25 protein-coding genes are annotated in these 23,068 nt (G+C 47.7%); 14 read left to right on the top strand and 11 right to left on the bottom strand.

Going from position 1 to position 23,068, the window contains the following annotated elements; translation table 11 throughout:
• Positions 1-47 precede the first annotated feature (47 nt).
• Complete coding sequence (locus H5985_RS07355) at positions 48-1,436, top strand: MATE family efflux transporter (protein ID WP_205050665.1); 1,389 nt, start codon at positions 48-50, stop codon at positions 1,434-1,436.
• Positions 1,437-1,440: 4 nt separating this feature from the next.
• Here H5985_RS07355 and yddG read toward each other — a convergent pair whose 3' ends face one another.
• The 3 genes from yddG to H5985_RS07340 form a co-directional block, all read right to left on the bottom strand.
• Positions 1,441-2,106: an aromatic amino acid DMT transporter YddG gene (yddG, locus tag H5985_RS07350; protein WP_205050664.1), complete on the bottom strand. Its 666-nt coding sequence runs from the start codon at positions 2,104-2,106 to the stop codon at positions 1,441-1,443.
• Positions 2,049-2,363 (bottom strand): hypothetical protein, encoded by a 315-nt coding sequence (locus H5985_RS07345; protein ID WP_205050663.1) that lies wholly within the window; start codon positions 2,361-2,363, stop codon positions 2,049-2,051. Before H5985_RS07345 ends, yddG begins: the two co-directional genes overlap by 58 nt.
• Before the next feature lie 83 nt (positions 2,364-2,446).
• The gene (locus H5985_RS07340) at positions 2,447-3,403 is read right to left on the bottom strand and encodes a LysR family transcriptional regulator (RefSeq protein ID WP_205050662.1); all 957 of its coding nucleotides are present in this window, start codon (positions 3,401-3,403) and stop codon (positions 2,447-2,449) included.
• Between the two features lie 462 nt (positions 3,404-3,865).
• Here H5985_RS07340 and rpmB point away from each other — a divergent pair, with 462 nt between their 5' ends.
• Together rpmB and rpmG are read left to right on the top strand one after the other, a co-directional pair.
• Positions 3,866-4,099 carry a 50S ribosomal protein L28 gene (gene rpmB / locus H5985_RS07335; protein ID WP_022472348.1) on the top strand — a complete coding sequence of 78 codons (234 nt, stop codon included), beginning with the start codon at positions 3,866-3,868 and terminating at the stop codon, positions 4,097-4,099.
• Positions 4,100-4,111: 12 nt separating this feature from the next.
• Entirely contained in the window at positions 4,112-4,279 is a 168-nt protein-coding gene (gene rpmG, locus H5985_RS07330) for a 50S ribosomal protein L33 (RefSeq protein ID WP_022472349.1), read from the top strand.
• Positions 4,280-4,375: 96 nt separating this feature from the next.
• Here rpmG and H5985_RS07325 read toward each other — a convergent pair whose 3' ends face one another.
• From H5985_RS07325 to H5985_RS07315, 3 genes are read right to left on the bottom strand one after another with little or no spacing between them, the layout of a single operon-like run.
• Positions 4,376-5,131 carry an ABC transporter ATP-binding protein gene (locus H5985_RS07325; RefSeq protein ID WP_205050661.1) on the bottom strand — a complete coding sequence of 252 codons (756 nt, stop codon included), beginning with the start codon at positions 5,129-5,131 and terminating at the stop codon, positions 4,376-4,378.
• On the bottom strand, positions 5,128-6,165 hold the full coding sequence (locus H5985_RS07320; RefSeq protein WP_205050660.1) for a FecCD family ABC transporter permease: 1,038 nt from the start codon (positions 6,163-6,165) through the stop codon (positions 5,128-5,130). Before H5985_RS07320 ends, H5985_RS07325 begins: the two co-directional genes overlap by 4 nt.
• A gap of 5 nt (positions 6,166-6,170) precedes the next feature.
• A complete protein-coding gene (locus H5985_RS07315; protein WP_205050659.1) occupies positions 6,171-7,307 on the bottom strand; it encodes an ABC transporter substrate-binding protein in 1,137 nt (378 codons plus the stop codon).
• A 184-nt stretch (positions 7,308-7,491) separates the two neighbouring features.
• Between H5985_RS07315 and H5985_RS07310 the strand changes: the two genes are divergently transcribed.
• Entirely contained in the window at positions 7,492-8,388 is an 897-nt protein-coding gene (locus tag H5985_RS07310) for an AEC family transporter (protein WP_205050658.1), read from the top strand.
• Here the strand turns inward: H5985_RS07310 and H5985_RS07305 are convergent.
• Genes H5985_RS07305 through purN form a run of 3 tightly spaced genes read right to left on the bottom strand, consistent with a single transcriptional unit; the run spans position 8,374 to position 11,775 of the window.
• On the bottom strand, positions 8,374-9,594 hold the full coding sequence (locus H5985_RS07305; RefSeq protein ID WP_205050657.1) for a multidrug effflux MFS transporter: 1,221 nt from the start codon (positions 9,592-9,594) through the stop codon (positions 8,374-8,376). The two genes, H5985_RS07310 and H5985_RS07305, sit on opposite strands and share 15 nt — an antisense overlap.
• A gap of 57 nt (positions 9,595-9,651) precedes the next feature.
• Positions 9,652-11,118: an RsmB/NOP family class I SAM-dependent RNA methyltransferase gene (locus H5985_RS07300; RefSeq protein ID WP_239481696.1), complete on the bottom strand. Its 1,467-nt coding sequence runs from the start codon at positions 11,116-11,118 to the stop codon at positions 9,652-9,654.
• A gap of 3 nt (positions 11,119-11,121) precedes the next feature.
• The gene (purN, locus tag H5985_RS07295) at positions 11,122-11,775 is read right to left on the bottom strand and encodes a phosphoribosylglycinamide formyltransferase (RefSeq protein ID WP_205050656.1); all 654 of its coding nucleotides are present in this window, start codon (positions 11,773-11,775) and stop codon (positions 11,122-11,124) included.
• 213 nt (positions 11,776-11,988) lie between these two features.
• Here purN and H5985_RS07290 point away from each other — a divergent pair, with 213 nt between their 5' ends.
• The 8 genes from H5985_RS07290 (at position 11,989) to H5985_RS07255 (ending at position 19,320) form a co-directional block, all read left to right on the top strand.
• Complete coding sequence (locus H5985_RS07290; protein ID WP_205050655.1) at positions 11,989-12,972, top strand: bifunctional riboflavin kinase/FAD synthetase; 984 nt, start codon at positions 11,989-11,991, stop codon at positions 12,970-12,972.
• Positions 12,973-13,046: 74 nt separating this feature from the next.
• Positions 13,047-15,896 (top strand): isoleucine--tRNA ligase, encoded by a 2,850-nt coding sequence (ileS, locus tag H5985_RS07285; protein WP_205050654.1) that lies wholly within the window; start codon positions 13,047-13,049, stop codon positions 15,894-15,896.
• 13 nt (positions 15,897-15,909) lie between these two features.
• Positions 15,910-16,401: a signal peptidase II gene (gene lspA / locus H5985_RS07280; protein ID WP_205050653.1), complete on the top strand. Its 492-nt coding sequence runs from the start codon at positions 15,910-15,912 to the stop codon at positions 16,399-16,401.
• An 11-nt stretch (positions 16,402-16,412) separates the two neighbouring features.
• Positions 16,413-17,591: a bifunctional phosphopantothenoylcysteine decarboxylase/phosphopantothenate--cysteine ligase CoaBC gene (gene coaBC, locus H5985_RS07275; RefSeq protein WP_205050652.1), complete on the top strand. Its 1,179-nt coding sequence runs from the start codon at positions 16,413-16,415 to the stop codon at positions 17,589-17,591.
• The gene (locus H5985_RS07270; RefSeq protein WP_205050651.1) at positions 17,591-18,058 is read left to right on the top strand and encodes a hypothetical protein; all 468 of its coding nucleotides are present in this window, start codon (positions 17,591-17,593) and stop codon (positions 18,056-18,058) included. The genes coaBC and H5985_RS07270 overlap by 1 nt, the downstream gene beginning before the upstream one ends.
• A gap of 6 nt (positions 18,059-18,064) precedes the next feature.
• Positions 18,065-18,511 (top strand): dUTP diphosphatase, encoded by a 447-nt coding sequence (gene dut, locus H5985_RS07265; protein WP_205050650.1) that lies wholly within the window; start codon positions 18,065-18,067, stop codon positions 18,509-18,511.
• A gap of 112 nt (positions 18,512-18,623) precedes the next feature.
• Positions 18,624-18,854: a cold-shock protein gene (locus H5985_RS07260; RefSeq protein ID WP_205050649.1), complete on the top strand. Its 231-nt coding sequence runs from the start codon at positions 18,624-18,626 to the stop codon at positions 18,852-18,854.
• Positions 18,855-18,870: 16 nt separating this feature from the next.
• The gene (locus H5985_RS07255) at positions 18,871-19,320 is read left to right on the top strand and encodes a DUF192 domain-containing protein (protein ID WP_205050648.1); all 450 of its coding nucleotides are present in this window, start codon (positions 18,871-18,873) and stop codon (positions 19,318-19,320) included.
• 40 nt (positions 19,321-19,360) lie between these two features.
• On the opposite strand, the gene H5985_RS07250 is transcribed toward H5985_RS07255, so the two are convergent.
• The gene (locus H5985_RS07250) at positions 19,361-19,960 is read right to left on the bottom strand and encodes a superoxide dismutase (protein WP_205050647.1); all 600 of its coding nucleotides are present in this window, start codon (positions 19,958-19,960) and stop codon (positions 19,361-19,363) included.
• A gap of 65 nt (positions 19,961-20,025) precedes the next feature.
• Positions 20,026-21,387, bottom strand: a complete 1,362-nt coding sequence (xseA, locus tag H5985_RS07245) for an exodeoxyribonuclease VII large subunit (RefSeq protein ID WP_205050646.1) — start codon at positions 21,385-21,387, stop codon at positions 20,026-20,028.
• 101 nt (positions 21,388-21,488) lie between these two features.
• Here xseA and H5985_RS07240 point away from each other — a divergent pair, with 101 nt between their 5' ends.
• Positions 21,489-22,391, top strand: a complete 903-nt coding sequence (locus H5985_RS07240; RefSeq protein WP_205050645.1) for a DUF2156 domain-containing protein — start codon at positions 21,489-21,491, stop codon at positions 22,389-22,391.
• A gap of 24 nt (positions 22,392-22,415) precedes the next feature.
• Entirely contained in the window at positions 22,416-23,003 is a 588-nt protein-coding gene (locus H5985_RS07235; protein WP_205050644.1) for a thioredoxin domain-containing protein, read from the top strand.
• Positions 23,004-23,068: the final 65 nt, after the last annotated feature.

Below are 23,068 nucleotides of genomic sequence, written 5' to 3'. Positions count from 1 at the left end.
GTATTTGAGCAAACACGGATACGTATCTTGCTCTAGTATTGCGATAATTGTTTTTATTTTCTTTTCGAATGAGAGCCACCAACACCATTCTCGGACAACACTTCAGCATTGCGGGGCAGCTGCGTTTTACCTTCCCCCGTATGTTGATGTCTCTTTTCATCATGAGCTATATGGTGGCAGACGGTGTATTGATCAGCCGTTACATGGGAACCGTGGCCCTGGCCTCTTTAAACATGATTTTTCCGCTCGCCATTTTCCTGGGAGCGGTCGGCATCATGCTTTCTGCCGGCGGCGGCTCGGTTGTCTCACGACGTTTGGGAGCCGGAGATTCTCACGGCGCCGATCGGGCGCTCAGCTCTTTAGTTTATGCCGAATTCGTTTTCGGTCTGGTTGTGGGGATTATCGGGATTCTGCTTTTGGATCCGTTGCTCGGCTTTTTGCATGTTAACGAAGAACAGTACGCATTCGCTTATGACTACCAGTTTGTTTGGCTCTTATTCATGCCTTTCTTTTTACTGAGTGTTTTATCTCAGACCTTTTTCACCGTAGCCGGATTCCCTAAACTGGGGCTGGCGGTTTCCATTGCCTCTGGACTCACCAACGTTGTTTTAGATATTGTTTTTATGGGCCCGTTAGGCTGGGGAATGTGGGGTGCGGCACTGGCTACCGTGATTTCATGGATCGTAGCGGCTGCGGCCGGTGCTTTGTTTTTTTGCAGAAAAAATGCTCCCATCAGAATTATTGTGACCGCTCCGGACTGGGCAGCGCTCAAAGGCGCCTGCCGCAGCGGTTTTTCAGAGATGGTAGGCAGCCTCTCGTCTTCTGTCACGCTGTACCTTTTTAATGCGGCTTTTATGCTTTGGTTAGGAGTCGATGGTGTGGCAGCTCTGACCATTGCCTCGTACTCAACGTACGTTTTCAATTCCATTTTTTACGGTTTTTGTGAAGCAACAGGCCCCATTTTGGGTTACAAATACGGGGAACAAAATTGGAAGGAATTGGCCCACGTTTTTAAAAACAGCCTCGTCATCATGACCGTTTTTTCCTTGGGGGCATACGGCTTATCCATTATTTTTGCCAAACCGGTTTTAGCTTTTTTCACGCCCGAGACTTCGCCTGTTTTTGATTTGGTTCTTGCCAATTTCGGTTTGTTTGCCCTGTCTCTGCTCTTACTTTGCCCCAATATGTTTGCCGCCTACCTTTTCACGGCAATGGGAGACGGTAAACGCGCCGCTCTGGTTTCATTCTGTCGTACATTTCTTTTCACTGTTTTGGCTATCGAATGCCTGCCGAATTTAATCGGTGAAATCGGTCTGTGGTTAGCCGTACCGGTTGCTGAGGCTCTGACTTTTATTCTGAGTGTTGTGTTGATTGCTGCCAATCGCCGCCGTTACGGTTACGATGGGCAGCCTGCGCTTGTCATCAATAAAGATTAACGCTTTATTTTGGTTTTTGATTACCTGCACTAGCCTCTTTGGTTGAGAACCAACAAACAATTGAACCAAACACCAAAAATAGACTGCCGATCCAAAAACTTGTACTCAATTGTGCTCCCAACCAAATCGCTCCGAACACACAAGACATTACCGGAGTAAAGTACGATGCCATTGATAAAACGGTGATGTTCCCGTGCAGAACTCCATGGGTCCAACAACCGTAAGCGAGTCCTATCGCAAAACCGCCGACTAAAAGACTCACCACACCTTTGACGGTCACCACGGTATCGTCTCCGAAACCCGCGATCCATAAGAATGCAAAGAAAATCGAATCCAAGGCCAAAATGATCGTACTGAAATTTTGTCCCCTTCCCCACAATTTCGTAAAGATAGAGTAAAGAGTCAAAAATAGAGCTGCCCCCAGAGCCAATAAATAACTCAAAGGATTTTCAGTTACGTGTGCAATAAATCGTAAGAGTGAAAACTCTCCGTTGGAGACGATCCAGAAAACAGACGATATACAAATTAGCAGTCCGGGGATTAACCAAAAATTAGCCTTGACACCGGTCAAAAGCACAGAAAACACAATTGTCAGAGCCGGCCATAAATAATTCACCATCCCGACTTCAAGCGTTTGTGCACCACCGACTGAAAAGTAGACCGCAAACACCAGACAGATCGTACAAGCAACTGCACTGCCGATGCCGAATACCGTTTATCGGCAGCTTTCACATCGGGAATTCTTAGAGAAAGGGCCACAATGACCGTTGCCATTGCATAGAGCAAACACTCCCCGGGAGCCATTCCGAAACCTTCAACAATGGCTCTCATAATCGGAACATTCATGGCCCATGCAACCGGAGCCACCAATCCGATCAGGGTTGCCGCGACCGGGCTATGTTTTAAGGCTCGAATTTTTCTTAACATTTCCCAAGTCCTCCCCTTTTCTTGTCCACTTGCCTCGCTTTGCCGAATCCCGTCTTGGCATACCGTTTTAAAAATTTCGAAAGCTACTCAAACTGAATATATTGCTCAAGCCCTGGGCAGGAACCGGCCAAAAATTCAGACATAAAATGCTGCATCCGGCTCCTTGCTTCCCAGTAAACCAACTCCGTAGCTTCGGATCGATCCAATGCACTTCCTACTGCCCACATTCCTCGATAAGTGCGCAGATTGATCGGTAAACGGCTGACGTAAACCGATTTAAAAAATTCTCGTCCGCACCATATGTTTGTCGGAGGAACAATGGCAAAACCATCTCTCAGAGAAATCAAACCCATTAACTCATAACTGGAGGAAACCGCGATTCGATGAACCGGATCAATATTCATTGCACTAAGAAGGCGTTCGGCACGATACTGATCCTGATAGTCACTGTTGTAACAAATAAAAGGAATTTGACCGGCAAGTGTCTTTAACAATTTGGCATCAAATTTGCCCAATGATCTTGAGCTTACAATCAAAAATTCCTCCCGCCATACTTCCTTTTGATACCAATTGTCACCCTCCGGTTGAAAACCCGAACACAAGGCTACGTCCAACTGATTTCGGGAAAGTTTTTTCAGCAATTCATTGGAAAGATGTGAATAGACGGTCAGATTGTTGACTGTTTTATATAAATGATCCAACAACCAAGGGCCGATACTTGAACTGACTGCCTCAGAAATACCCAATCGGAGAGTGACCAACGAAGCACTGGGTTCGGTGAGTTTGGCTCTGAGTAGCTCCTCTTGTTTGATTAACTTTTCTGCCTCCCAAAGTAATGTTCGACCTTTTACCGTCAATTGCAAAGGTCGGACATTTCTTGAGAAAAGTTTTGAATCCAGTGATTTTTCCAAATTGGCAATCGCTTGAGAAACGGCCGAAGAGGTGACTGACAGTCGGTTGGCTGCTAATTTGATGCTTTGCAACCGGGCGGCCAAACAAAACATTTTCAACTGTTTAATATCCAAGCTTGCATCGACCATGGTTTATATCCCTCAAAACTGTAAAAAGCAGTCGTTACTCATTTCAGTGACTCGTCCAATTTTAGATAAAGTTAAGTTAACGCGTTAAAGATTTAGTATTTCTTAATTTGAATACCATTAAAACTAAAGAAAAAGCCCACCGAAGTGGGCGAGGCACTGCTTTTGCAGTGTAGAAACTCCATTATCGGTCAAAGACCAATTCGGAAAGGAAAATGACAAATTGATATTTCTGGTGGGGTCATTGTATTGAAACGACTCCGATTGATAACACAATTAAGAAAAATTAAATCACTCCGTCAGTTCACATAAACTTCTGCTGTTCATGTTTCGAGCTCGCCCTAAACATCATTTGCTTATGTCGGGTGAGGTGCGTATAATGCACCTCACCGTTGACCCCACCGAGGTGAGATGTATTACTTCGGGCGGGTTGTTTTTGTTTTAATTTTTTGACTGGAGTTAGCGATGGCACGAGTGTGTCAAGTCACCGGCAAAGCGCCGATGGTCGGCCACCGCGTCTCTCACGCAAACAACAAAACCAAGCGTCGCTTCATGCCCAATCTTCAATATCGTCGTTTCTGGGTTGAAAGCGAAAACCGTTGGGTTCGTTTGCGTCTGACGGCGGCAGGTCTTCGTACGGTCGATAAGCTCGGTATTGATGCGGTCTTAGCGGACCTCCGCGCCCGCGGCGAAATCTAATAGGAGTTCACCATGGCAAAGGGTAACCGTGAAAAGATCAAGTTAGAATCGACCGCTGGTACGGGTCACTTCTATACGACGACCAAAAACAAGCGTACGAGCACGGGCAAGATGGAAATTTCCAAGTACGACCCGGTAGCTCGCAAGCATGTGGTTTATAAGGAAACGAAGCTCAAGTAATTGAGTATCGTACCGACCAGAAAAAAGCTCGGCTAAGTTCCGAGCTTTTTTATTGCCTTTTTCCCAAAAAACGACGATTTTGAATGATCCTGTGCTTTAGAGCGGTTTAATCGGAACCACATTCAAAAAGTCTGAAGCTGTTTTTTCAATACTCACGCTCACGTTATAAATTCGTTCCAATCGCTGAGCCTGCAAAACCAATTCCGGCTCATCCAATATGGATAGCGTTCCTCTTTCCAAAAGCAAAATCTGCTGACTAAATCTTGCCGCCGTTAACAAATCATGCATGATCACCAGTGTGATAGCTTCATTTTTTTGCGTATATTCACGCACGGCATTCATCACAATTAATTGATGACGAAGATCCAGCGCACTTGTCGGTTCATCAAGAAGCAGCACTTTGGGTTCAGAGACAAAGGCCTGAGCCAAGAACACCAGCTGACGCTGCCCGCCCGAGAGCCTGTTGACAGGTACGTGAGCCAGTTTATCGATTTCCAACGCATGAAGCGTTGCATCAACCTTATCAAATATGTCCTGAGTCACTCGCCAAGACAGTGTTTTAACAAGCCCCAACAAAACCATTTCAAAAACACTTAAAGCCGACGCTATGTTCGATAACTGAGGCACATATCGAATGGCAGAAACAGGAACATCTTGTCCGTCCTGTTTGACAGAGACCTCTCCTTGATGATGAACCAAACCGGCAATAGCCTTTAAAAGTGTCGTCTTGCCGCTGCCGTTGTGACCGATCACACTGATGAGCTGAGCCCCTGTCACATTGGCACATATATCGTAAAGGACAGGATTTTGCCCATAACTCACGCCCAATTTATCCAATGTCAGCTCAATCATTGAAACCTCCTGCTGCTATAACGAACAAGCAACACCAAGAGGAAAGGTACCCCGACCAAAGAGGTAATAATTCCCACCGGAATGATGGCGCCGGCCGATATCAGTTTGGCAAACAAGGAACTTAAAACCATCAGCAGTGCGCCGGATAAAAGTGTGCCGGGCAACAAGAAGCGCTGATCTTCTCCCAAAAGCAGCTTTGCGATATGGGGTGCAACAAGTCCTACAAAACTGACCGTACCGATAAAAGCGACAGCGCCGGCAATGAGCAATGCCGAAAGGAAAAAGGTTTCAATTCGAAGAGGTTTGACGGCGATCCCTAAACTCTTCGCTCTTTCTTCACCTAAGGTTAAAGCGGTAATGGCCCAGCTACGTTTAAGTAAAAAAACAGCGATTAAAAACGTCAGCAAAGCATTGATACCGACGGCCAACCACGATGCTCTTTCCAAATTGCCGAAAGTCCACCCATTGATAATTTGGGCCACTTCCGGACTGGAACGGTAAATCAGTACCTGCTGCAAAGCCAGGAAGAAAAAGTTGACAACAATACCCGCTAGTATCACGGTTTCCGGAGTCATCCCGCGACGAGCACTTAAAAAATAAATGGCAAAAGACACCAACAGAGCAAAAAGGAGCGCACTCGTTGCCGTTGCAAACCAGAATTGTCCGAAAACGCTCAGACCTAAACTGATAGCAAGCGCTGCGCCGAAGCTGGCCGCAGAGGTAATACCCAGCGTTGAAGGACTTGCCAAGGCATTTTGCGTGATATTTTGAATTTGAAGACCCGCCATCGCTAATGACGTCCCGACAAAAAGCGCAGTGAGCGTCATCGGAAGTCGCAGGGACCAAACAATAGTGGCATTGATATCAGAGGCCTCGGGACCGGAAAAAAGCGCACTCAAAAGAGTAGACGGCGGCATGGCCGATGAACCGACAGCCAAATCCAAACCCACAGCAATGAGCAGCAGCAACGCTGCTGCGCACAGAATCATCGTGCGTTTGTGATTGGTTTGACGGTAATGTAAATGACAACTCATGAGTTTTAAGGTTTCAAAGTAAACGTGCCTGAAGAATCCACTTCAGGTAAATAACGTTTATAAAACGCCTGAATTTCCGCTTCCGGATCAAAATCATCAAACAGCCCCGGATAAATCACTTTGGCCATAAAAAGTGAGAAGGAGTAATCGAGCATTGAACGCAGGCTTCCGTGGTCAACACCGTACACACGGTTATTTTTCACCGCCTGAAGTCTGTCCCATAAAGGACGTTTGATAAACTCGGACAATCTCTGTAGAGCTTCTGATTTTGAAACCATCAAGCCCATCCGCATTTGATCATTTTCTGCAGCATTTTGCCAAATACTACCCGCTATAAAAATAATCCCCGGATTTTTCGCTAAGACAAACTCTCTGGACAATGAGGCATAAGGCGCCTGCATATCTGCGGCAATATTATTTGCCTGTAGCCGATCGAGAATACCTCCCCACAGGACCGATTTATTGTAGGAATTTCCATAGGCACCGATGCCTAAATTTCCGCACTCGACATAAACTGGTACCTGTTTCGCCACGGCATCAGCCCTCACAATGCGTGTTTGTATCGTTTGAATAATCTCACTGTAACGGCTGATCTGTTCCTTGGCGACACTTTCACGATCAAGTAACTTTCCGAGCAATTGGGTGCTTTTTACGTGATTTTCCAATTTCATCGCGTGATAATCGAGCACCACCACTGCAATACCGGCCTTTTCCAATAAGCTTAATCTTCGTGCATTCTGAACATACTGTGTTTGTCCCAGTATCACCACGTCGGGTTTTAACGCAAGAATCTTCTCCGTATTAAGAATGTCATCATGGTAGCCCCCGATACTGGGAATATTTTTTAATTGAGGAAAGGCTTGTGTTAAACGAACATATTCGGCGTAGCGCGTGCTTTGCCAACCGTCAGCCGTTATGCCGACAATGTGATTGACTGATTCTGCTCCGCCGACAAAAAGAAAATTGGCAATGTAGTTGGCCACAACAAAACGTTGCGGTTTTTGAGTCAAAACAATTGAACGACCGACAAGATCAGTCAATCCAAAAGAACCCGTTTGAGCCAAAGCAAAAGAAGGCCAATTCAAATAAAGTGCCGTCGCTGCGGCCGCTTTTAAATAAAACCGTCTTCCGGAATTAATCATTCAAAACCCCTAACATGTGTCTTTCTAATTTTAGGAAAAATCCTTTTCACAATATTGATTGTTTTTCATCTCTTTTTGCCAAATTATCTTTCTGGTCTCAATTTCTCACATTTTTGTGCTTAACATCCTTCTGTATCGGTCAGCGTACAATGCCTATCTCAGTCTGCAAACAAGGAACACTAACGTGGATGGTCTCATTAAAGTTTTAGGTTTTGTACTCTTTATCGGCATCGGTTACTTTCTCAAGCGCGTCCATGTTCTCAAAGAAGATACCGTCCACGCATTGTCCGGTCTTTTGCTTTATGTAACCTTACCGTGCCTGATCCTGGTCTGCCTCAACGGCCTGCATCTCGAGTGGAGTTATCTCTGGTTAATCGGGTTGGGACTTTTGACGAACTTTTTCATGATCGGTATTGCCTGTCTGATCAGTCGGAAACAGCCGCAAAAGAGACTCTTTGACATGCTGAACCTGTCCGGGTTTAACATCGGTACATTTGTGATGCCGTTTCTGCAGTCTTTTGTCACACCAATGGGCTTTTTGTCTATCTGCTTATTCGATATCGGCAACTCCATCATGTGTACCGGCACGACTTATGCACTGGGCTCGGGAACCGGTACGGGTTTAGCGCTTGTGAAAACGATCCTTAAACGAATGTTCAGCTCCGGCCCGATTTGCTCGTATTTTGTTATGTTGGCGCTTTCCGTTTTAGGGTTCGCTTTTCCGAAAACAATCGTAGATTGGGCTCAAATCGGCGCCAATGCCAATGCCTTCTTAGCTATGATTCTCCTGGGGCAAAGTATACGATTTGCAATGCCTGCCGAACAATTAAAGGAACTTTTTCGCCTGCTTGGCATTCGCCTGTTAGGCTCGCTGGTGATGTCGCTTGCGATGTACTATCTCTTACCGTTTCCCGAAGAAATCCGAAAAATTCTCGCACTGATTGCTTGGGCTCCGATTCCGGTGGTGGGTTTAATCTTTTGTATTAAAGCCAAGTGCAATCCTTCGATGGCTGCCAACCTTAACTCCCTGTCGGTCGCCTGCAGTGTTGTGATTGTGTCAACCCTTTTAACAGTTCTCTGATTGAAAGCCTTTAGGCAAGCAGCGCGGACGGGTTTTCAGGACAATAATCCACGTAACACTGACCATTACGCCGCAGAACAAAAGCACAGCATCGTACTTCCATGCCTGCCCCATGACAACAGGAACCCATAAAGCGGCGCAAATGGCAAAAGCCGATGTTTGGAAAAATTGCTGAATGCTTGCTGCCATTCCTCTGTTTTGCGGGAAATAGTCCAGGTTATAGACCGTCATGATCGGACGAATGACGCTCATTGCCGTGCTATAGACAATCACGGCAAAAAGGCAGAGCGGATAAGGCACGTGCCAGATGTAATTCATCACCACGCCGGCAATGCCTGCAATGTACATCAAAGCAATTTGAAGCCACATGGCTTTGACTTCGCCCAATCTGGCGGCAATTTTTGTGCAGAAAATAGAGCCCGTAACTGAAAAACCGATCAATGGCAGCATGAGATAACCGAAATCTGTTACACCCATGCCCATGACATTTTCAACATAGTCAGGTGCGCCGGCAGAAAACAGAATGGAACCCATAAAAACAAAACCGTTACAGAAAACGCCCGCGGTAAACGCAACATTCTTAAAGGAATGAGCATAAGTCGTCACAAGCGGTACGAAATGAAAAGCCGTTCTTTTGTCTTCGGGATGGGTTTCCTTCAGTAAAAAGAAGGTGGCAAGAGCCATTAGAAAAGCAAAACCCGCTAAGAAGAAAAACACGCTTCTCCAACCGAAAAGCACAACGAGCCACCCGCCGATAATGGGGGCAAATGCCGGAGCCAAAGCAAAAATAACGGCAATCAAACTTGTCAATTCCTGAGCCTGTCTGCCACTGAAAAGGTCACGCGTAACCGCCATGGCCAGCACCGTTCCGGTACTGGCAAAAAGGCCCATCAGAATTCTTCCGACAAGAAAAGACTCGTAGTTAGGGCTGAACGCACAGATCATGCATGACAACGCATAACTCAGCAGCCCACCCATCATAACGGAGCGCCTGCCTAAACTGTCGGAAATAGCTCCTACGAATAATGAAGAAAGGGCAAAACAAATCAGATAACTGGATAATGTCTGATAGGCAGCAACTTCACCGACTCCGTACTCCTCGGCAATCATGCCCAAACCGGGCATATAGGTATTGGCTGAGAGCGGTCCCACCATGGAACACATCGCTAACAGAAAAGCCAAAGATTTAGGAACGGAAAAAAGCATGAAAAGAAAATCTCGGAAAAAACGCCCACCTGTCAAGATGAGCGTTTTTTCACAAAGTTAAGATTGGCGCATTTCCTTTTTCACCAACACTGCACCGAAGAAACCATCGGTACCGCTTTGGTGCGGGGCCATCACAAAGTAAGGCGCATGGGCCTTGGCACACTCGGGAAGATTCACTCCCTGTTTAGCCAACACATCGGTAGCGTCCATAATTTCGTACTCGGGGTGTTTGGACAAAAATGCTTCCACCACCCTTTGATTTTCCACTTCAAGCAACGAACATGTGGCATAAACCAAGCGTCCGCCTGATTTGACGAGTCTCGAAGCAGATTCCAACACATTGGCTTGAATCGAATTAATACGGGCCAGTTCCTCTTCGTTCATGCGCCAGCGTAGATCAGGATTTCTGCGCAAGGTTCCCGTTCCTGAACAGGGGGCATCAACCAACACTCGATCAAATTTACCGGTCAAACGCTTGACACGTGTATCACGCTCCGTTTTGATCGCAATCGGGTGGACATTACTTAATCCGGCGCGGCGCATACGAGGCGTTAAACCGGACAGGCGTTTTTCATTGACATCAAAAGCATAAAGACGGCCTGTCGAGCGCATCAATGCACCCAATGCCAATGTTTTTCCGCCGGCACCGGCGCAAAAATCACAGACCATCTCACCCCGTTTGGGCTGAACCAAGCGAGCAATCAATTGACTGCCTTCATCCTGAACATCGATTTTGCCTTCCCGATAAATCGGCCAACTGGTCAAGCCGGGTTTTGTGAGCAAGCGGATACCATCGGGAGACATAGGAGTCGGCAATGCCTGTACGCCATGTTCAGTAAGTTCCGCAATCACTTCTTCGCGTTTAGCCTTAAGCAGATTAACACGCAAATCAAGCGGAGCCCCTTCTTTCATGGATTCAAAAAGAGCGGGAGCCTCATCACCGAACTGCTCATTTAATCGCTCATAGAGCCAGTAGGGCAATTCCGACTGCACAAAAGGCGTGGCATTTTCGGGTTTGCTTCGCAAAATGTTATCCAGAGGTCCGGCATCATTGCCGACCGTCCGTTCATCCAAAGCGTCACGACCGTAAATACGGGCCAACGCCACCATTGCCGTCAACCTCGGGGCGCGAGCCGGAACGATGGGTTTCATCTGCCAGGCAATTGTCGACAGGTGCCGAAGTGTAAAGAAAATAGCCTCAGCGATAATGCTCCTGTCACGAGAACCCAGCTTGTGGTTAAGTCTGAAGAAGCGGCTCATCAACACATCGGCCGGACCGTCAAGCTTTAAAACCGTTGCGAGCGCTTTACCCAACTCATCAACGATCAAGCCGGTCACTCGCGGACCGCCCGAACGAGATTGACGCTCGGCGACACTGTGATGGGCGCCCGCCTTTTTTCGCCGCTCCTCTTTACTCATGGAGCGACTTTCAAGAATCTGACGCGTACGGGCTGCCCTTTGTCTTTCGGTCAACTGACGTTGTGTTCCTGCGGGACGACGCGAAGATCTTTTCTTTTCCTGCATGATTTAGTTCTTTCCGAATAAGGTGAGTTCCAAGGCAGTTTCATCATCCATGACGGCCCGCTCATTTTCATAACGAACCCGACCGGTCACACACGCCTTAACGGCCTTGGCATAAATTTGATGCTCAAAAACAAGTACGCGATCGGCCAGGGTATGGGCATCGTCTGATGGCAATACCGGTACTGCTGCCTGAGCAATAATGGCTCCGCCATCCAATGCTGCCGAGACATAATGCACCGTCGTACCTGCCATACGAACGCCCGCGTCAATTGCTCTTTGATGAGTATCGAGTCCTTTAAAGGAAGGCAGCAGCGCCGGGTGAATGTTAAGAATCTTCCCTTCGAAGCGATTCACGAAGGTTGCCGTCAAAATACGCATGAATCCGGCCAATACAATGAGATCCGGCTCATAACGGGAAATCACCTCAAATAATTTCTCTTCAAACGCTTCTCGGCTTTCAAATGCTTTGTGATCCACACACAACGCATCAATACCGTAACCTTGAGCCAATCCCAATCCCTTTGCGTCGGGACGATTAGAGATCACCGCAACAATCTTAGCTTCAATTGTGTGTTCCCAGTCTTCACGCAGTGCACACTCCTGAATAGCCACAAAATTGCTGCCACGGCCGGAAATTAAAACGACTATTTTTTTCATTTTTCCAAAGAGTAAGTAATCGTATTCTCAAATTGTACCGTTTCGACTTCTCCGATATTGAAGTACGTTGAATTATTTTTGACTCCGCTCTTTAACGACTGACGGTAGCGAATCATTCAAATGAACTTTTTTTAGATCGGACTAGTACAAAACGCTCAAATCCTAGCTTTATATATTTGTTAGAATTTGGCGTTTATATTTGGTTTTGTAGACATGAAAGTATTCAGAGGCGTTCCCCAGTATCTCAAAAGGATGGACTGTGCGATTGCGATCGGCAATTTTGACGGCGTTCATCGCGGTCATCAGGCTCTGCTTGCCGAAGTTGTACAAGCAGCCGATCTTCGTGGACTGATTCCTTGTGCAGTCACTTTTGAGCCTCACCCCAAAGAAGTGTACCCACATGGCCATCAGGTGCTGGCACGAGTCAACAATATCCGCGACAAAGTGCTCGATATCGGTGCCTGCGGTATACAACGCGTGATTTTCCTGAATTTCAATGAGCGCCTGGCCCGAATGACACCTCGTCAGTTTGCCGAAGAAATATTGGTTGAAGGACTGCACGCCCGTTGGGTGACTGTCGGAGAAGACTTTCATTTCGGCTACAAGGGTCTTGGAACAGTTGAGGATCTCAAGGCGCTCGGCAAAGAACTGGGTTTTGAAGTGTGGGTTTCTCCTACACTCTTTCACGGTACAAGCCGCATTTCCAGTACGCGCTTAAGAAAAGCATTGCTTGACAATGACTTATTTGAAGTGAATCAACTTCTGGGCCACCATTACCATATTACGGGCCGCGTCGTCCACGGTCAGGAATTAGGCCGTACCCTGGGCTTTCCGACAATCAATATGGACTGCATTCCTGTTGACAAAAACGGAGAGCCTGCCGTCAAAGGGGTATACGCCGTATTTGTACACGGACTTGCTCCTTATCCGTTGGGAGGCGTAGCAACCATCACATGCCGCCCCACTGTTACCGAAGGACAGCCCAAAAAGTACCTGCTTGAAACGCACATTTTTGATTACCACCAGGACTGCTACGGCAAAATCGTCCGGGTGGAATTTTTAGATAAGCTTCGTGACGACAAAAAGTTCGCCAACCTTGAAGAATTAAAAGCCGCTATTAACGCTGATGCCCAAAAGGCTCGTGCGTTGGTCGGCATGGCAAGTTCGGACGTACAACTTACCGAACAATACGGTTAGTGTGAAGCCTAAAAATTCACACGCATTTTGTGTTTAACAAACCTTGAAGAGTCCGAGGGGACCAAGGAGACATCATGACAAAAACGACTGAAGATCAGGCTCAAAAATACCCGCTTAATCTGCCTGACACACCTTTTCCGATGCGCGGCAACTTGCCCGCCCGTGAACCCAATTGGATCAAAGAATGGCAGGAAAAAGATATTTACGGCGCTATTCGCAAAGCAAAAAAAGGCCGTAAGCATTTCATTTTGCATGATGGTCCTCCGTACGCCAACGGCGACCTGCATTTAGGCCATGGTGTCAACAAGGTTTTAAAAGACATTATTTTGAAGTCCCGTACACTCATGGGCTATGACGCTCCGTACGTTCCGGGTTGGGACTGCCACGGCATGCCGATTGAAATTCAAATCGAAAAGCTCTACGGCAAGAACCTTCCGATCGTTGAACTTCAAGCCAAGGCCCGTCAATATGCTCATGAACAAGTGGCACGCCAAAAAGCGGGCTTTCAACGCATGGGGGTTTTAGGCGACTGGGACGATCCGTACCTGACCCTTCGTTATGACACGGAAGCTGCTCAAATTCGAGTGCTTGCCAAGTTGATGGAAAAGGGCTACGTCTATCGTGGTCTGAAGCCTGTGAACTGGTGCTTTGACTGTCAATCTGCTTTGGCTGAAGCTGAAGTTGAATATAAGGACATCAAAGGCCCGATCATTGACGTGGCCTTCCCCTTGGCCGGTGAAGATAAAGAACGCGTTGAAAAGATTTTCAACCATACGCTTGATAAACCGGTCTACACCGTTATTTGGACGACAACACCCTGGACCATTCCGTCCAACCAAGCGCTCAACATGCACCCCGAACTCGATTACGCCTTGGTCGATTGCGGCGATCGCTATCTCATTTTGTGCGATAAGCTCGTGGAAGACTGCTTGAAGCGCTACGAAAAAGAAGGAAAAGTTGTTGCTAGCGCTAAAGGTCAGGCTTTTGACCTGGTGCGCTTTATGCATCCGCTTTCTGAAATGCATCCCGGCTATAAACGCTTCAGCCCCGTTGAATTGGCTGAGTATGTAGACTCCACAGCCGGTACCGGTATCGTTCACTCTGCACCTGCTTATGGTGTAGATGACTTCTATACCTGCAAAAAGTACGGCATGCATAATGACGAGATCCTCAACCCTGTGCAAGGCAACGGAGTCTACTCCGATGATCTTCCCCTCTTTGGTGGCTTGCACATCTGGAAGGCCCAACCGGTCATCGTTGAAAAACTCAAAGAATCGGGCAATCTCCTGCATTACGGCACTCAAGTGCACAGCTACATGCACTGCTGGCGCCACAAGACTCCGCTGATCTATCGTGCCACGAGCCAATGGTTCATCCGTATGGATAAGAGCACGGAAGACACACGTCCGGCTATCGGCACCGAGCAGCCCAAGAGCCTTCGTGAAGCAGCTCTTGAAGCAGTTGATGCCACGAAGTTCTACCCGAGTTGGGGCTACAACCGCCTGCATGCCATGATCGCCAACCGTCCTGACTGGTGTATTTCCCGTCAGCGCAATTGGGGTGTGCCGCTTCCTTTCTTTACCCACAAGGTAACGGGCAAACTTCATCCTCGTACGCTTGAAATCATGGAAGAAGTCGCCAAACGCGTTGAAAAAGGCGGCATCGAAACCTGGACGCAATCGAAGGCCGAAGACTTCATGAGTGCCGAAGAAGCCAAAGACTACGTCAAGACCACTGATATTCTTGACGTTTGGTTTGACTCGGGCTCGACGCACGCCACGGTGGTTCGCGGCTCACATAAAGATAAGCTCGACTTCCCAATCGATCTCTACCTTGAAGGTAGCGACCAACACCGCGGTTGGTTCCACTCCTCGCTTCTGATCGGCGTCATGCTCGATGGCCGCGCCCCGTATGATGCGCTTCTGACCCACGGTTTTACCGTGGATGAGCAAGGCCGCAAGATGAGTAAGAGCTTGGGCAACACCGTGCAATTGATGGATGCTACCAAGACCTATGGTGCGGAAATCCTGCGTCTGTGGGTTGCTTCAACCGATTACTCCGGCGAATTAAGTTTCGGTAAGACCATCGTCAAACACGTCACCGACTCTTATCGCCGCATCCGCAACACGTTGCGCTTCCTCTTGGCCAACACAAGTGACTTTGATATCACCAAGGATGCCGTCAAGTTTGAAGACATGATTGAACTCGACCGTTGGGCAATCGCACGAGTGGCTCAATTACAAAAAGAAGTGGTTGAACTCTACGACAACAACGACTTCCATCCGATCGTGGCGAAGTTGCAATCTTTTGCCAGTGACGATTTGGGTAGCTTCTACCTTGACATCCTCAAAGACCGTCTCTACACAACGGCAACAACCGGTTTTGCACGCCGCTCGGCTCAAACAGCCTTGTGGTACATCACGGCTGCCTATCTGCGTCTGATGGCTCCGATTCTTTCCTTTACAGCCGAAGAAGCCTACGCGATCTTTGAGCCTAATAAGTCAGTGAGCATCTTTACGGAAGAATTCTTTGAACTTCCCGAAATCGCTCATGCTCAAGAACTGTTGACGAAGTGGGAAAAGATCCGCTCGGTTCGCACCGATGTTCAAAAGGAAATTGAAAATCTGCGCACCGAAGGTAAAGTGGGTTCGAGTCTGCAGGCCGAACTTGACATCACCGCCGATGGCGAAACGTACGAAGCTCTTGCCAGCCTCGGCGATGAATTACGCTTTGTGATGATCACTAGCCGCGCCGATCTGCATAAGGGCGAAGCGGCTATCCGCGTACATCAGTCTCAGGCTCCGAAGTGTGCCCGCTGCTGGCACTATGTCAGCTCTGTCGGCACGGTTGCCGAGCACCCGACGCTGTGTGCCCGTTGTGCCGAAAATCTTTTCGGTGCCGGTGAAACCCGTCGCTTTGCCTAAATAAAGGGTTGACATGGTCAATGTCCAGCCTCATCCCGCCCGAGCCGTAGCGCCCTGGGCGGGTATTGCGGCCGTTGTTTTCCTGATTGATATTGCAACCAAATTTTATTTTGAGAGCAATTTCTTTCTGGGTGAAACGCGGCCGATCACGTCTTTTTTTAACCTGGTGTTGGCTCATAACACCGGAGCAGCATTTTCATTCCTGGCCGATCACGACGGTTGGCAAATGTACTTTTTTGCGCTGATTGCCGTGGCTGCCATTGTGATTTGTACCCGATTAATCATCCGTCATTCAAAAGAGAATCTTTTTTGCCTCGCTCTTGCACTCATCATGGGGGGAGCCTCGGGCAACCTGTTTGACCGTATAATCTATGGTTATGTAATTGATTTTCTGGATTTTTATTATCAATACTGGCATTGGCCCGCTTTCAATGTCGCGGATATGGCTATTGTTGGCGGAGCCGCACTGTTAATCATTGACAGCTTTTTCACTCGAAACGAATAAAGGATAGCGTCATGCTCAGCGGACAAAAAATTGTCTTGGCAGTCACCGGATCAATTGCCGCCTACAAAAGCTGTGAATTGCTCAGACTGCTCATCAAACGTGGAGCACAGGTATCGGTCATTATGACTGAAGCTGCTCAACGGTTTGTGACTCCCCTTACGTTTCAAGCCCTGGGGGCAAGCCAGGTTTACACAGCCGATTGGAATCAAACCTCAAGTGCCATCCCCCATATTGAAGCCACTCGAAACGCTTCTCTGCTTCTGGTCGCGCCGGCTACAGCCAACATTCTGGCCAAGGCTGCTCAGGGAATTGCCGATGATTTACTGAGTGCCGCCATTTTGGCTGCCCGCTGTCCGGTTGCTTACGCCCCGGCTATGAACACCTTCATGTGGCACAACCAAGCCACACAGCGCAATGTCACTCAGCTCACCCAAGACGGTGCCATTTTCCTGGGCCCTGCCAGTGGTGAACAAGCCTGCGGAGACAGCGGAAGCGGCCGCATGTTGGAGCCCGATGAGATTATTGAGCTCTTACAAGGTGCGTTCTCACCGAGACTTTTGGATCGGTGCCGTGTTTTAATCACCGCCGGCCCCACGTACGAGCCCATTGATCCCGTGCGCGGTATCACCAATTTATCGTCCGGCAAACAGGGTTTTGCCATTGCTAAAGCGGCGGTTTTAGCTGGCGCTGAGGTGACGCTCGTAGCAGGCCGAACAGATCTGAAAACTCCGGCCGGTGTTAAACGAATTGATGTAACGACTGCTCGCGAAATGTACGATGCGGTCATGCACGAAGTATCACAACACGAAATCTTTATCAGTGTGGCAGCAGTGGCCGATTGGCGTGTAGCCAACGCAAGCGATCATAAAATTAAAAAAGAATACGCCGGCACGCCCGATCTCATTTTTGAAGAAAACCCGGATATTCTGGCTAGCGTTGCTGCGCTTGAAAACGCTCCCTACTGCGTGGGCTTTGCCGCCGAGACTGACAATCTGATTGATAATGCTCGGGCCAAATTATTCCGTAAAAACGTTCCGCTCATTGTGGCCAATCTTGTCAGCGACGCCATGAATCAAGACACCAATGCCGTGGTGTTTGTCGAGCGCGATGCGGCCACGCCTCTTGCCAAAGCAACCAAGGAGCATATCGCTCAGGCTCTTATCGCCAAAATCGCCCAGGAGGTTAACTGATGCGAAAGCGCTTTGATCCTTCCGAGCTGGAACCGAAAAACGGTGATTTCGCCGCTTTTGTTGAAAAGCTCAATGAGAAAAGCGTTCGCGAATTAAAAGCGTTGCAAGTCAATGATGAATTAATGCGCGAACAGATCAACAGTGAGCTCAACGGCGCAGCTTCCGGCGTATGGACCGGCAATCCCGGCCCCAAAAATCAGCTTGATCCGGTACCGACTCACCGAGATACGGTCATTGCGCAGCCTGAAGATGCTTTTAAAGTGGACTCTCCGGACCCGAACCCGACCAAACGAACCAATGTCGCTACCCGGGCCGGTAATATTTCTTCAATGATGCTGATTTTCTCGGCCTTCGCATTATTTGCCTACGGTGGGATGACCGGCGATGAAGAACTCATCTTCACAGCCATATTCATCGTTTTTATCACCATTTTTTCGAACATTGTTCGTCATAAACGCAGGAGATAGTTTCCCATGCAAGTCGATGTCAAAATTCTGGATCCTCGAGTCAAAGAAAAAATGCCCGCCTATGCAACGGCAGGTTCCGCGGGGCTTGATCTGCGGGCTATGCTCGATGAGCCGCTCACCCTTGCGCCCGGGGAAACAAAATTGATTAAAACCGGATTGGCTATTCATTTGGCCGATCCCGGTTACGCCGCTTTAATCCTTCCCCGCTCAGGATTAGGTCATAAACACGGTATTGTTTTGGGTAACCTGGTCGGTCTGATTGACTCGGATTATCAGGGTGAACTGATGGTTTCCACTTGGAACCGAGGCAAGGATTCTTTCACCATTGAGCCGATGGAAAGAATTGCCCAGCTTGTCATTGTGCCCGTTGTTCAGATGCAAATGAATATTGTCGAAGACTTTCAAGCCAGTGATCGCGGAGCGGGTGGCTTCGGTTCCACCGGTAAATCTTAAAATATTTCAAAAAACTTCACTCAAAATATAGAAATAGGCCTATGATGAAATGGAAGGCAGACAAATTAGAACTCTCTCTAGATTGCCTATGCTTTCTTTTTAAGGACTTTTTATGAATTCCGGTACTGTGAAATGGTTCTCGGATGCCAAAGGTTACGGGTTCATCATTCCCGACGGTCAAGATCGCGAAGTGTTTGTACATTTCCGTTCCATTGAAATGCCCGGTCGCAAGACTTTGCAGACCAATCAACGGGTTGAATTTGAATTCGAACAATCCGAACGCGGACTGCACGCCACACGCGTGATTCCTTCGCCCATGAAGACCGAAGACGCTGCAAGCTAGAGGATTGTCTGTGTCCATGAGCTCTGTTTATTCTCAGCTCAAAACTGCGCGGTCAGTAACTTTGCGTTACACGCGCAGTTTTTCTGTTGTCTGTTTGATGCTTTTTTGCCAACCCGTTCTGGCTGAAACTCTGTTTATTGACCAATACCGAGTCGAGGCTAGGGTAGCGATTACCCCGGAAGAACAACACAAAGGCCTTCAAGGCGTTCAGGCGCTGGGAGAAAACGAAGGCATGCTTTTTATCTTCATTCAAAAACAAAAAGTCTGCATGTGGATGAAAGATGTGCCAATCGATTTAGATGTGGGATTTTTTGATGAAAGCGGTCGACTGATCGCCGTTCGTCAAATGAAGGCTCAAACACGAAACACCCACTGCTCACCGCAGGAAATCAAATGGGCCCTGGAGATGCCGGGCGGCTGGTATGAAAAAAGAAAACTCCGTGAAGGTGCGCAACTTCGTTATTAAAAAGGCTTCGAAAAAAAAATTCTTCGAAGCCTTTTCAGAATTATTTGGCGTTGTAGTAGTTCTTAGCCACAAATTCCCAATCGATCAAATGATCGAAAAGCGCATTGAGGTAGTTGGGACGAGAATTACGATAATCAATGTAGTAGGCATGTTCCCACACATCCACCACCATCAAGGGCGTGTTATCGCTTGCCAATTGTGAGCCTGCATTAGAGGTATTGACGATTTCCAACGTCTTTTGGGGAGTGAGAACCAACCACGTCCAACCGGAGCCGAAATTACCGGCTGCTGCAGCGGTGAATTGTTTTCTGAATTCTTCAAAAGAACCCCAACGCTCTTCGATCTTACCTAAGAGCTCACCCTGGGGCTTTTTTCCACCCTTCGGGGACAGACACATCCAGAAAAAGGCATGGTTCCAGGCCTGAGCAGCGTTGTTGAAAACACCTTGATTGATACCGTCGCTCGCCAATACGATTTCTTCCAAGGACATGCGTTCAAAGGGCGTGCCTTGAATAGCCGTATTCAAATTGGTGAGATACGTCTGATGATGTTTACCGTAGTGGTATTGCAAAGTCTCTTCAGACATGGCCGGAGCCAACGCATTCATCGGGAAGGCTAAAGTGGGTAATTGAAATGCCATTTCTTTCTCTCCTATGTATTCGGATCGATTCTATAGAAAAATTTTGTTAAAAGATGACTCGATAGCTAATGGGCAGGATCGTCATTAGTTTTATCTATGACAGAGACATGCGACTGTCCATCCTGCCAATGAACGGTTAAATTTTCTCCGACATTAACCGCACTGTTTGACTTTATAAAACGCCCCTCTGAATCAGTTACATAACTGTAACCTTTCCGCAATATGGCTTGAGGACTTAACTCTGTCAACAGCTCTGTCAGTGAAACACAATCGCGCTGACAATTACGCCATTTAGACGAAAACGAATGCGACAGCTCCTGATTTAATCGGACAAACGTCGTTTTTTCTGCTTCAAGTCGCATAGCGGGATGAACGAGTGCTTCGGAGCAATGCTGAAGCCTTTGGCTGCGCATCTGCCAACTGAGTTTGATCAATGATCGGAGTTGTTGATCGGTATCTTGCAGTCGCTCTTGAGCTTGTTTGACTGTTTGTCGCGGATCGGGGATTTCTCTCATGAAAGAATCGATCCGTTGGGAAAGTTCTGACCAATAGCGGTTAAAAACAAAACGCACATTGTCTTGTGCCTGCAGCACTTCTGAGCGCAAAACATCCACACTCTCGGTTGCATGTTCAGCTGCAGCCGTCGGTGTCGCCGCTCGTAAATCCGCCACCCAGTCGACAATCGTCACATCACTCTCGTGGCCTACTCCCACAATCACCGGTTTAGTCAATGCCGCTACCGCTCGTGCCACCCGTTCATCATTAAAAGCCCATAAGTCCTGAAGTGATCCCCCTCCTCTGACAAGCAGAATCACTTCCACATCGGTACTACCCTCAGCCTTTTGCAGGGCCCGAATGATTTCCTCCGGCGCCTCCTCACCCTGGACAGCCGTTTCAAATACCATCACCTTCGCATAGGGAGCGCGGCGCCCTAACGTCGTCAGTACATCTCTGAGAGCGGCAGCCTGCAGACTCGTGACAACTGCGATTTTTGTGTAGATTCGTTTGAGCGGTTTTTTACGGGAGCTGTCAAAAAGACCCTCAGCCTGCAGTTTTTCTTTCAGTTTTAAGAACTGCTCGTACAGTTGACCCAGTCCTGCCTGCCGAACCGAATCCACAACCATTTGGTACGAACCTCTGGCGCGGTAAATACTGACCTGACCGTGTACCTCCAGATGGTCTCCCGTTTTAGGAAGAAAACCGACTTTGCGGTTATGACCGGCAAACATTGCACAGGCGAGCTCTCCGGTCGCATCCTTGAGGGTGAAGTACCAGTGACCGGAGGCGGCTCGAGTAAAACCTCTGACTTCTCCTGCCACCCATAACGGAGGAAAATGCGTAAATAAGGTTTGCGATACCCGATCATTAAGTTCCGAGACAGTCCACACCACGTTTTCAGGGTTGTGAAAATCCGATTGGTTATACATATCAATGAACCTGATAGTTTTTCAGAAATTCTAGCGAAAAGTTCATTGCAAATTGAGAACGGCTGTCGTAATGTTCAGAGGTTTGGTTATGGTTTCGTTTTATGACTTTCTCTGAATTAACTTTTAGCGATCTGCCGCTTTTGAAAAAATATCTCCCTCAATTCGGCAACGGCGACTGTGACTTAAGTTTGATCTCTTTACTGAGCCGGGGGGTGAATTCGCATATCCGATTTTTTGAATACGACCATTCTTTTCTGGTACTTGAACGCACACTGGATGAATCCAACAATCCAGTCTTTTTTATGCCGATCGGTCAGCAAGAAACACCGAAGGAACTTTTTGAACTTTTGCAGCAAAAAGCCCTTAGTGAAAATTTCGCTTTGAAATTTTTCGGTCGAATTGACCTTATTGAGCAAACTCTTACCCAAGCCTATCCCGGTGCTCAATTAATTGTTGAAAACAATCCTGACCGTTGGGACTATATCTACGCCTGTTCCGATTTTGTTGAACTGCCGGGTTCTCATTTTCACAGCAAAAGAAACTTCATCAAACGTTTCTTTAAAGCTTGTCCTCAGGCGCGTTTTGATGTTTACACGCCGGATAAACGAGAAGCTTGTCATGCCTTTTTGGACAATTGGTATGCAGAGCGTGAAATGAATGACAGTCTGTTGCAGGAACGGGCTGCCATTGAATCTGTTTTGTCACACTGGGAAGAGCTTCCGGTCTACGGCGGTATTCTGCACGAAAACGGTCGCATTTTAGGTCTGACATACGGTGCACGCAGTGCCCCTGACATCCTTTCCGTACACATTGAAAAAGCCACCCGAGAGGTCCCCGGTGCCTACCCGGCTCTATCCCAGGCCTTTGCGCAAAGTCTTCCCCTTTGTATTGAATTTTTAAATCGAGAAGAAGATTTAGGGATACCCGGTCTGCGCAAAGCCAAACAGGATTGGCATCCCGTTACACAATTAAAAAAAGCAATCGTCGAAATACGCTTACAATAAACCCAAGTCTTCTTTGGAGTCACCATGCAAAACTTTTCTCGTCGACAGGCTCTGGGGGCTGCCTTAGCTGCTTTGGCTTCCGCAGCCGTACCGACCGTTTATGCCGAACCGGCTAACGTTCCTGTTATTTGGGACGGAAAGAAAATGTTCGAGTCTTTTGAAAAAGAGGCAACCGGTATCTCTTCAAAAGGACCGACGGGCCGCCCCAAAGCCTATGTGGCCTTTGATACTCAGTGTCGCGACTGTTGGCAACTGCACAGAAAACTGGTTCCGTTTTTAGACAAAATCGAATTTATTTTCTGCCCGATTGCCTTCATGAATATTCATTCGGAGCCGCAGGCCACGACCATCTTGATCGACAAAGATCCTCTGGCTAAGCTTGAAGAGCATTTTGCGCATTTCACCGACATTGAGTTTTGCGGCATCCGATATGGAAAAGTTGAAGACTTGCCGGTTGATGTCCGTGATAAAGTCTGGACCAACACGAAGCTGCACCGCCGTGCAGGATGTCGAGCCGTCCCTTACGGAGTGTTTAAAAATTCCAAAGGAGAATTTATTCCCTTTGATGAACGCTTGACCGTTGAAGAACTTCGAAAAGTTTTTGAGCTCTAAATTTTGATTAACTGAACCGATTGGTCTGAAAACGACAACGTTCAACGCCGATCGGTTTGTGCGTC

Origin of the sequence: Parasutterella secunda (genome assembly GCF_016901835.1) — a bacterium.
In the GTDB taxonomy this organism is placed as follows: domain Bacteria; phylum Pseudomonadota; class Gammaproteobacteria; order Burkholderiales; family Burkholderiaceae_F; genus Aphodousia; species Aphodousia faecavium.
This window is presented reverse-complemented; position numbering and strand designations above follow the sequence as displayed.

Coding starts and splice junctions, on each gene's coding strand:
- H5985_RS07345 (WP_205050663.1), bottom strand. CDS start 2,363: ATGTTAAGAAAAATTCGAGCCTTAAAACATAGCCCGGTCGCGGCAACC.
- H5985_RS07340 (WP_205050662.1), bottom strand. CDS start 3,403: ATGGTCGATGCAAGCTTGGATATTAAACAGTTGAAAATGTTTTGTTTG.
- rpmB (WP_022472348.1), top strand. CDS start 3,866: ATGGCACGAGTGTGTCAAGTCACCGGCAAAGCGCCGATGGTCGGCCAC.
- rpmG (WP_022472349.1), top strand. CDS start 4,112: ATGGCAAAGGGTAACCGTGAAAAGATCAAGTTAGAATCGACCGCTGGT.
- H5985_RS07325 (WP_205050661.1), bottom strand. CDS start 5,131: ATGATTGAGCTGACATTGGATAAATTGGGCGTGAGTTATGGGCAAAAT.
- H5985_RS07320 (WP_205050660.1), bottom strand. CDS start 6,165: ATGAGTTGTCATTTACATTACCGTCAAACCAATCACAAACGCACGATG.
- H5985_RS07315 (WP_205050659.1), bottom strand. CDS start 7,307: ATGATTAATTCCGGAAGACGGTTTTATTTAAAAGCGGCCGCAGCGACG.
- H5985_RS07305 (WP_205050657.1), bottom strand. CDS start 9,594: ATGCTTTTTTCCGTTCCTAAATCTTTGGCTTTTCTGTTAGCGATGTGT.
- H5985_RS07300 (WP_239481696.1), bottom strand. CDS start 11,118: ATGCAGGAAAAGAAAAGATCTTCGCGTCGTCCCGCAGGAACACAACGT.
- purN (WP_205050656.1), bottom strand. CDS start 11,775: ATGAAAAAAATAGTCGTTTTAATTTCCGGCCGTGGCAGCAATTTTGTG.
- H5985_RS07290 (WP_205050655.1), top strand. CDS start 11,989: ATGAAAGTATTCAGAGGCGTTCCCCAGTATCTCAAAAGGATGGACTGT.
- ileS (WP_205050654.1), top strand. CDS start 13,047: ATGACAAAAACGACTGAAGATCAGGCTCAAAAATACCCGCTTAATCTG.
- lspA (WP_205050653.1), top strand. CDS start 15,910: ATGGTCAATGTCCAGCCTCATCCCGCCCGAGCCGTAGCGCCCTGGGCG.
- coaBC (WP_205050652.1), top strand. CDS start 16,413: ATGCTCAGCGGACAAAAAATTGTCTTGGCAGTCACCGGATCAATTGCC.
- H5985_RS07270 (WP_205050651.1), top strand. CDS start 17,591: ATGCGAAAGCGCTTTGATCCTTCCGAGCTGGAACCGAAAAACGGTGAT.
- dut (WP_205050650.1), top strand. CDS start 18,065: ATGCAAGTCGATGTCAAAATTCTGGATCCTCGAGTCAAAGAAAAAATG.
- H5985_RS07260 (WP_205050649.1), top strand. CDS start 18,624: ATGAATTCCGGTACTGTGAAATGGTTCTCGGATGCCAAAGGTTACGGG.
- H5985_RS07255 (WP_205050648.1), top strand. CDS start 18,871: ATGAGCTCTGTTTATTCTCAGCTCAAAACTGCGCGGTCAGTAACTTTG.
- H5985_RS07250 (WP_205050647.1), bottom strand. CDS start 19,960: ATGGCATTTCAATTACCCACTTTAGCCTTCCCGATGAATGCGTTGGCT.
- xseA (WP_205050646.1), bottom strand. CDS start 21,387: ATGTATAACCAATCGGATTTTCACAACCCTGAAAACGTGGTGTGGACT.
- H5985_RS07240 (WP_205050645.1), top strand. CDS start 21,489: ATGACTTTCTCTGAATTAACTTTTAGCGATCTGCCGCTTTTGAAAAAA.
- H5985_RS07235 (WP_205050644.1), top strand. CDS start 22,416: ATGCAAAACTTTTCTCGTCGACAGGCTCTGGGGGCTGCCTTAGCTGCT.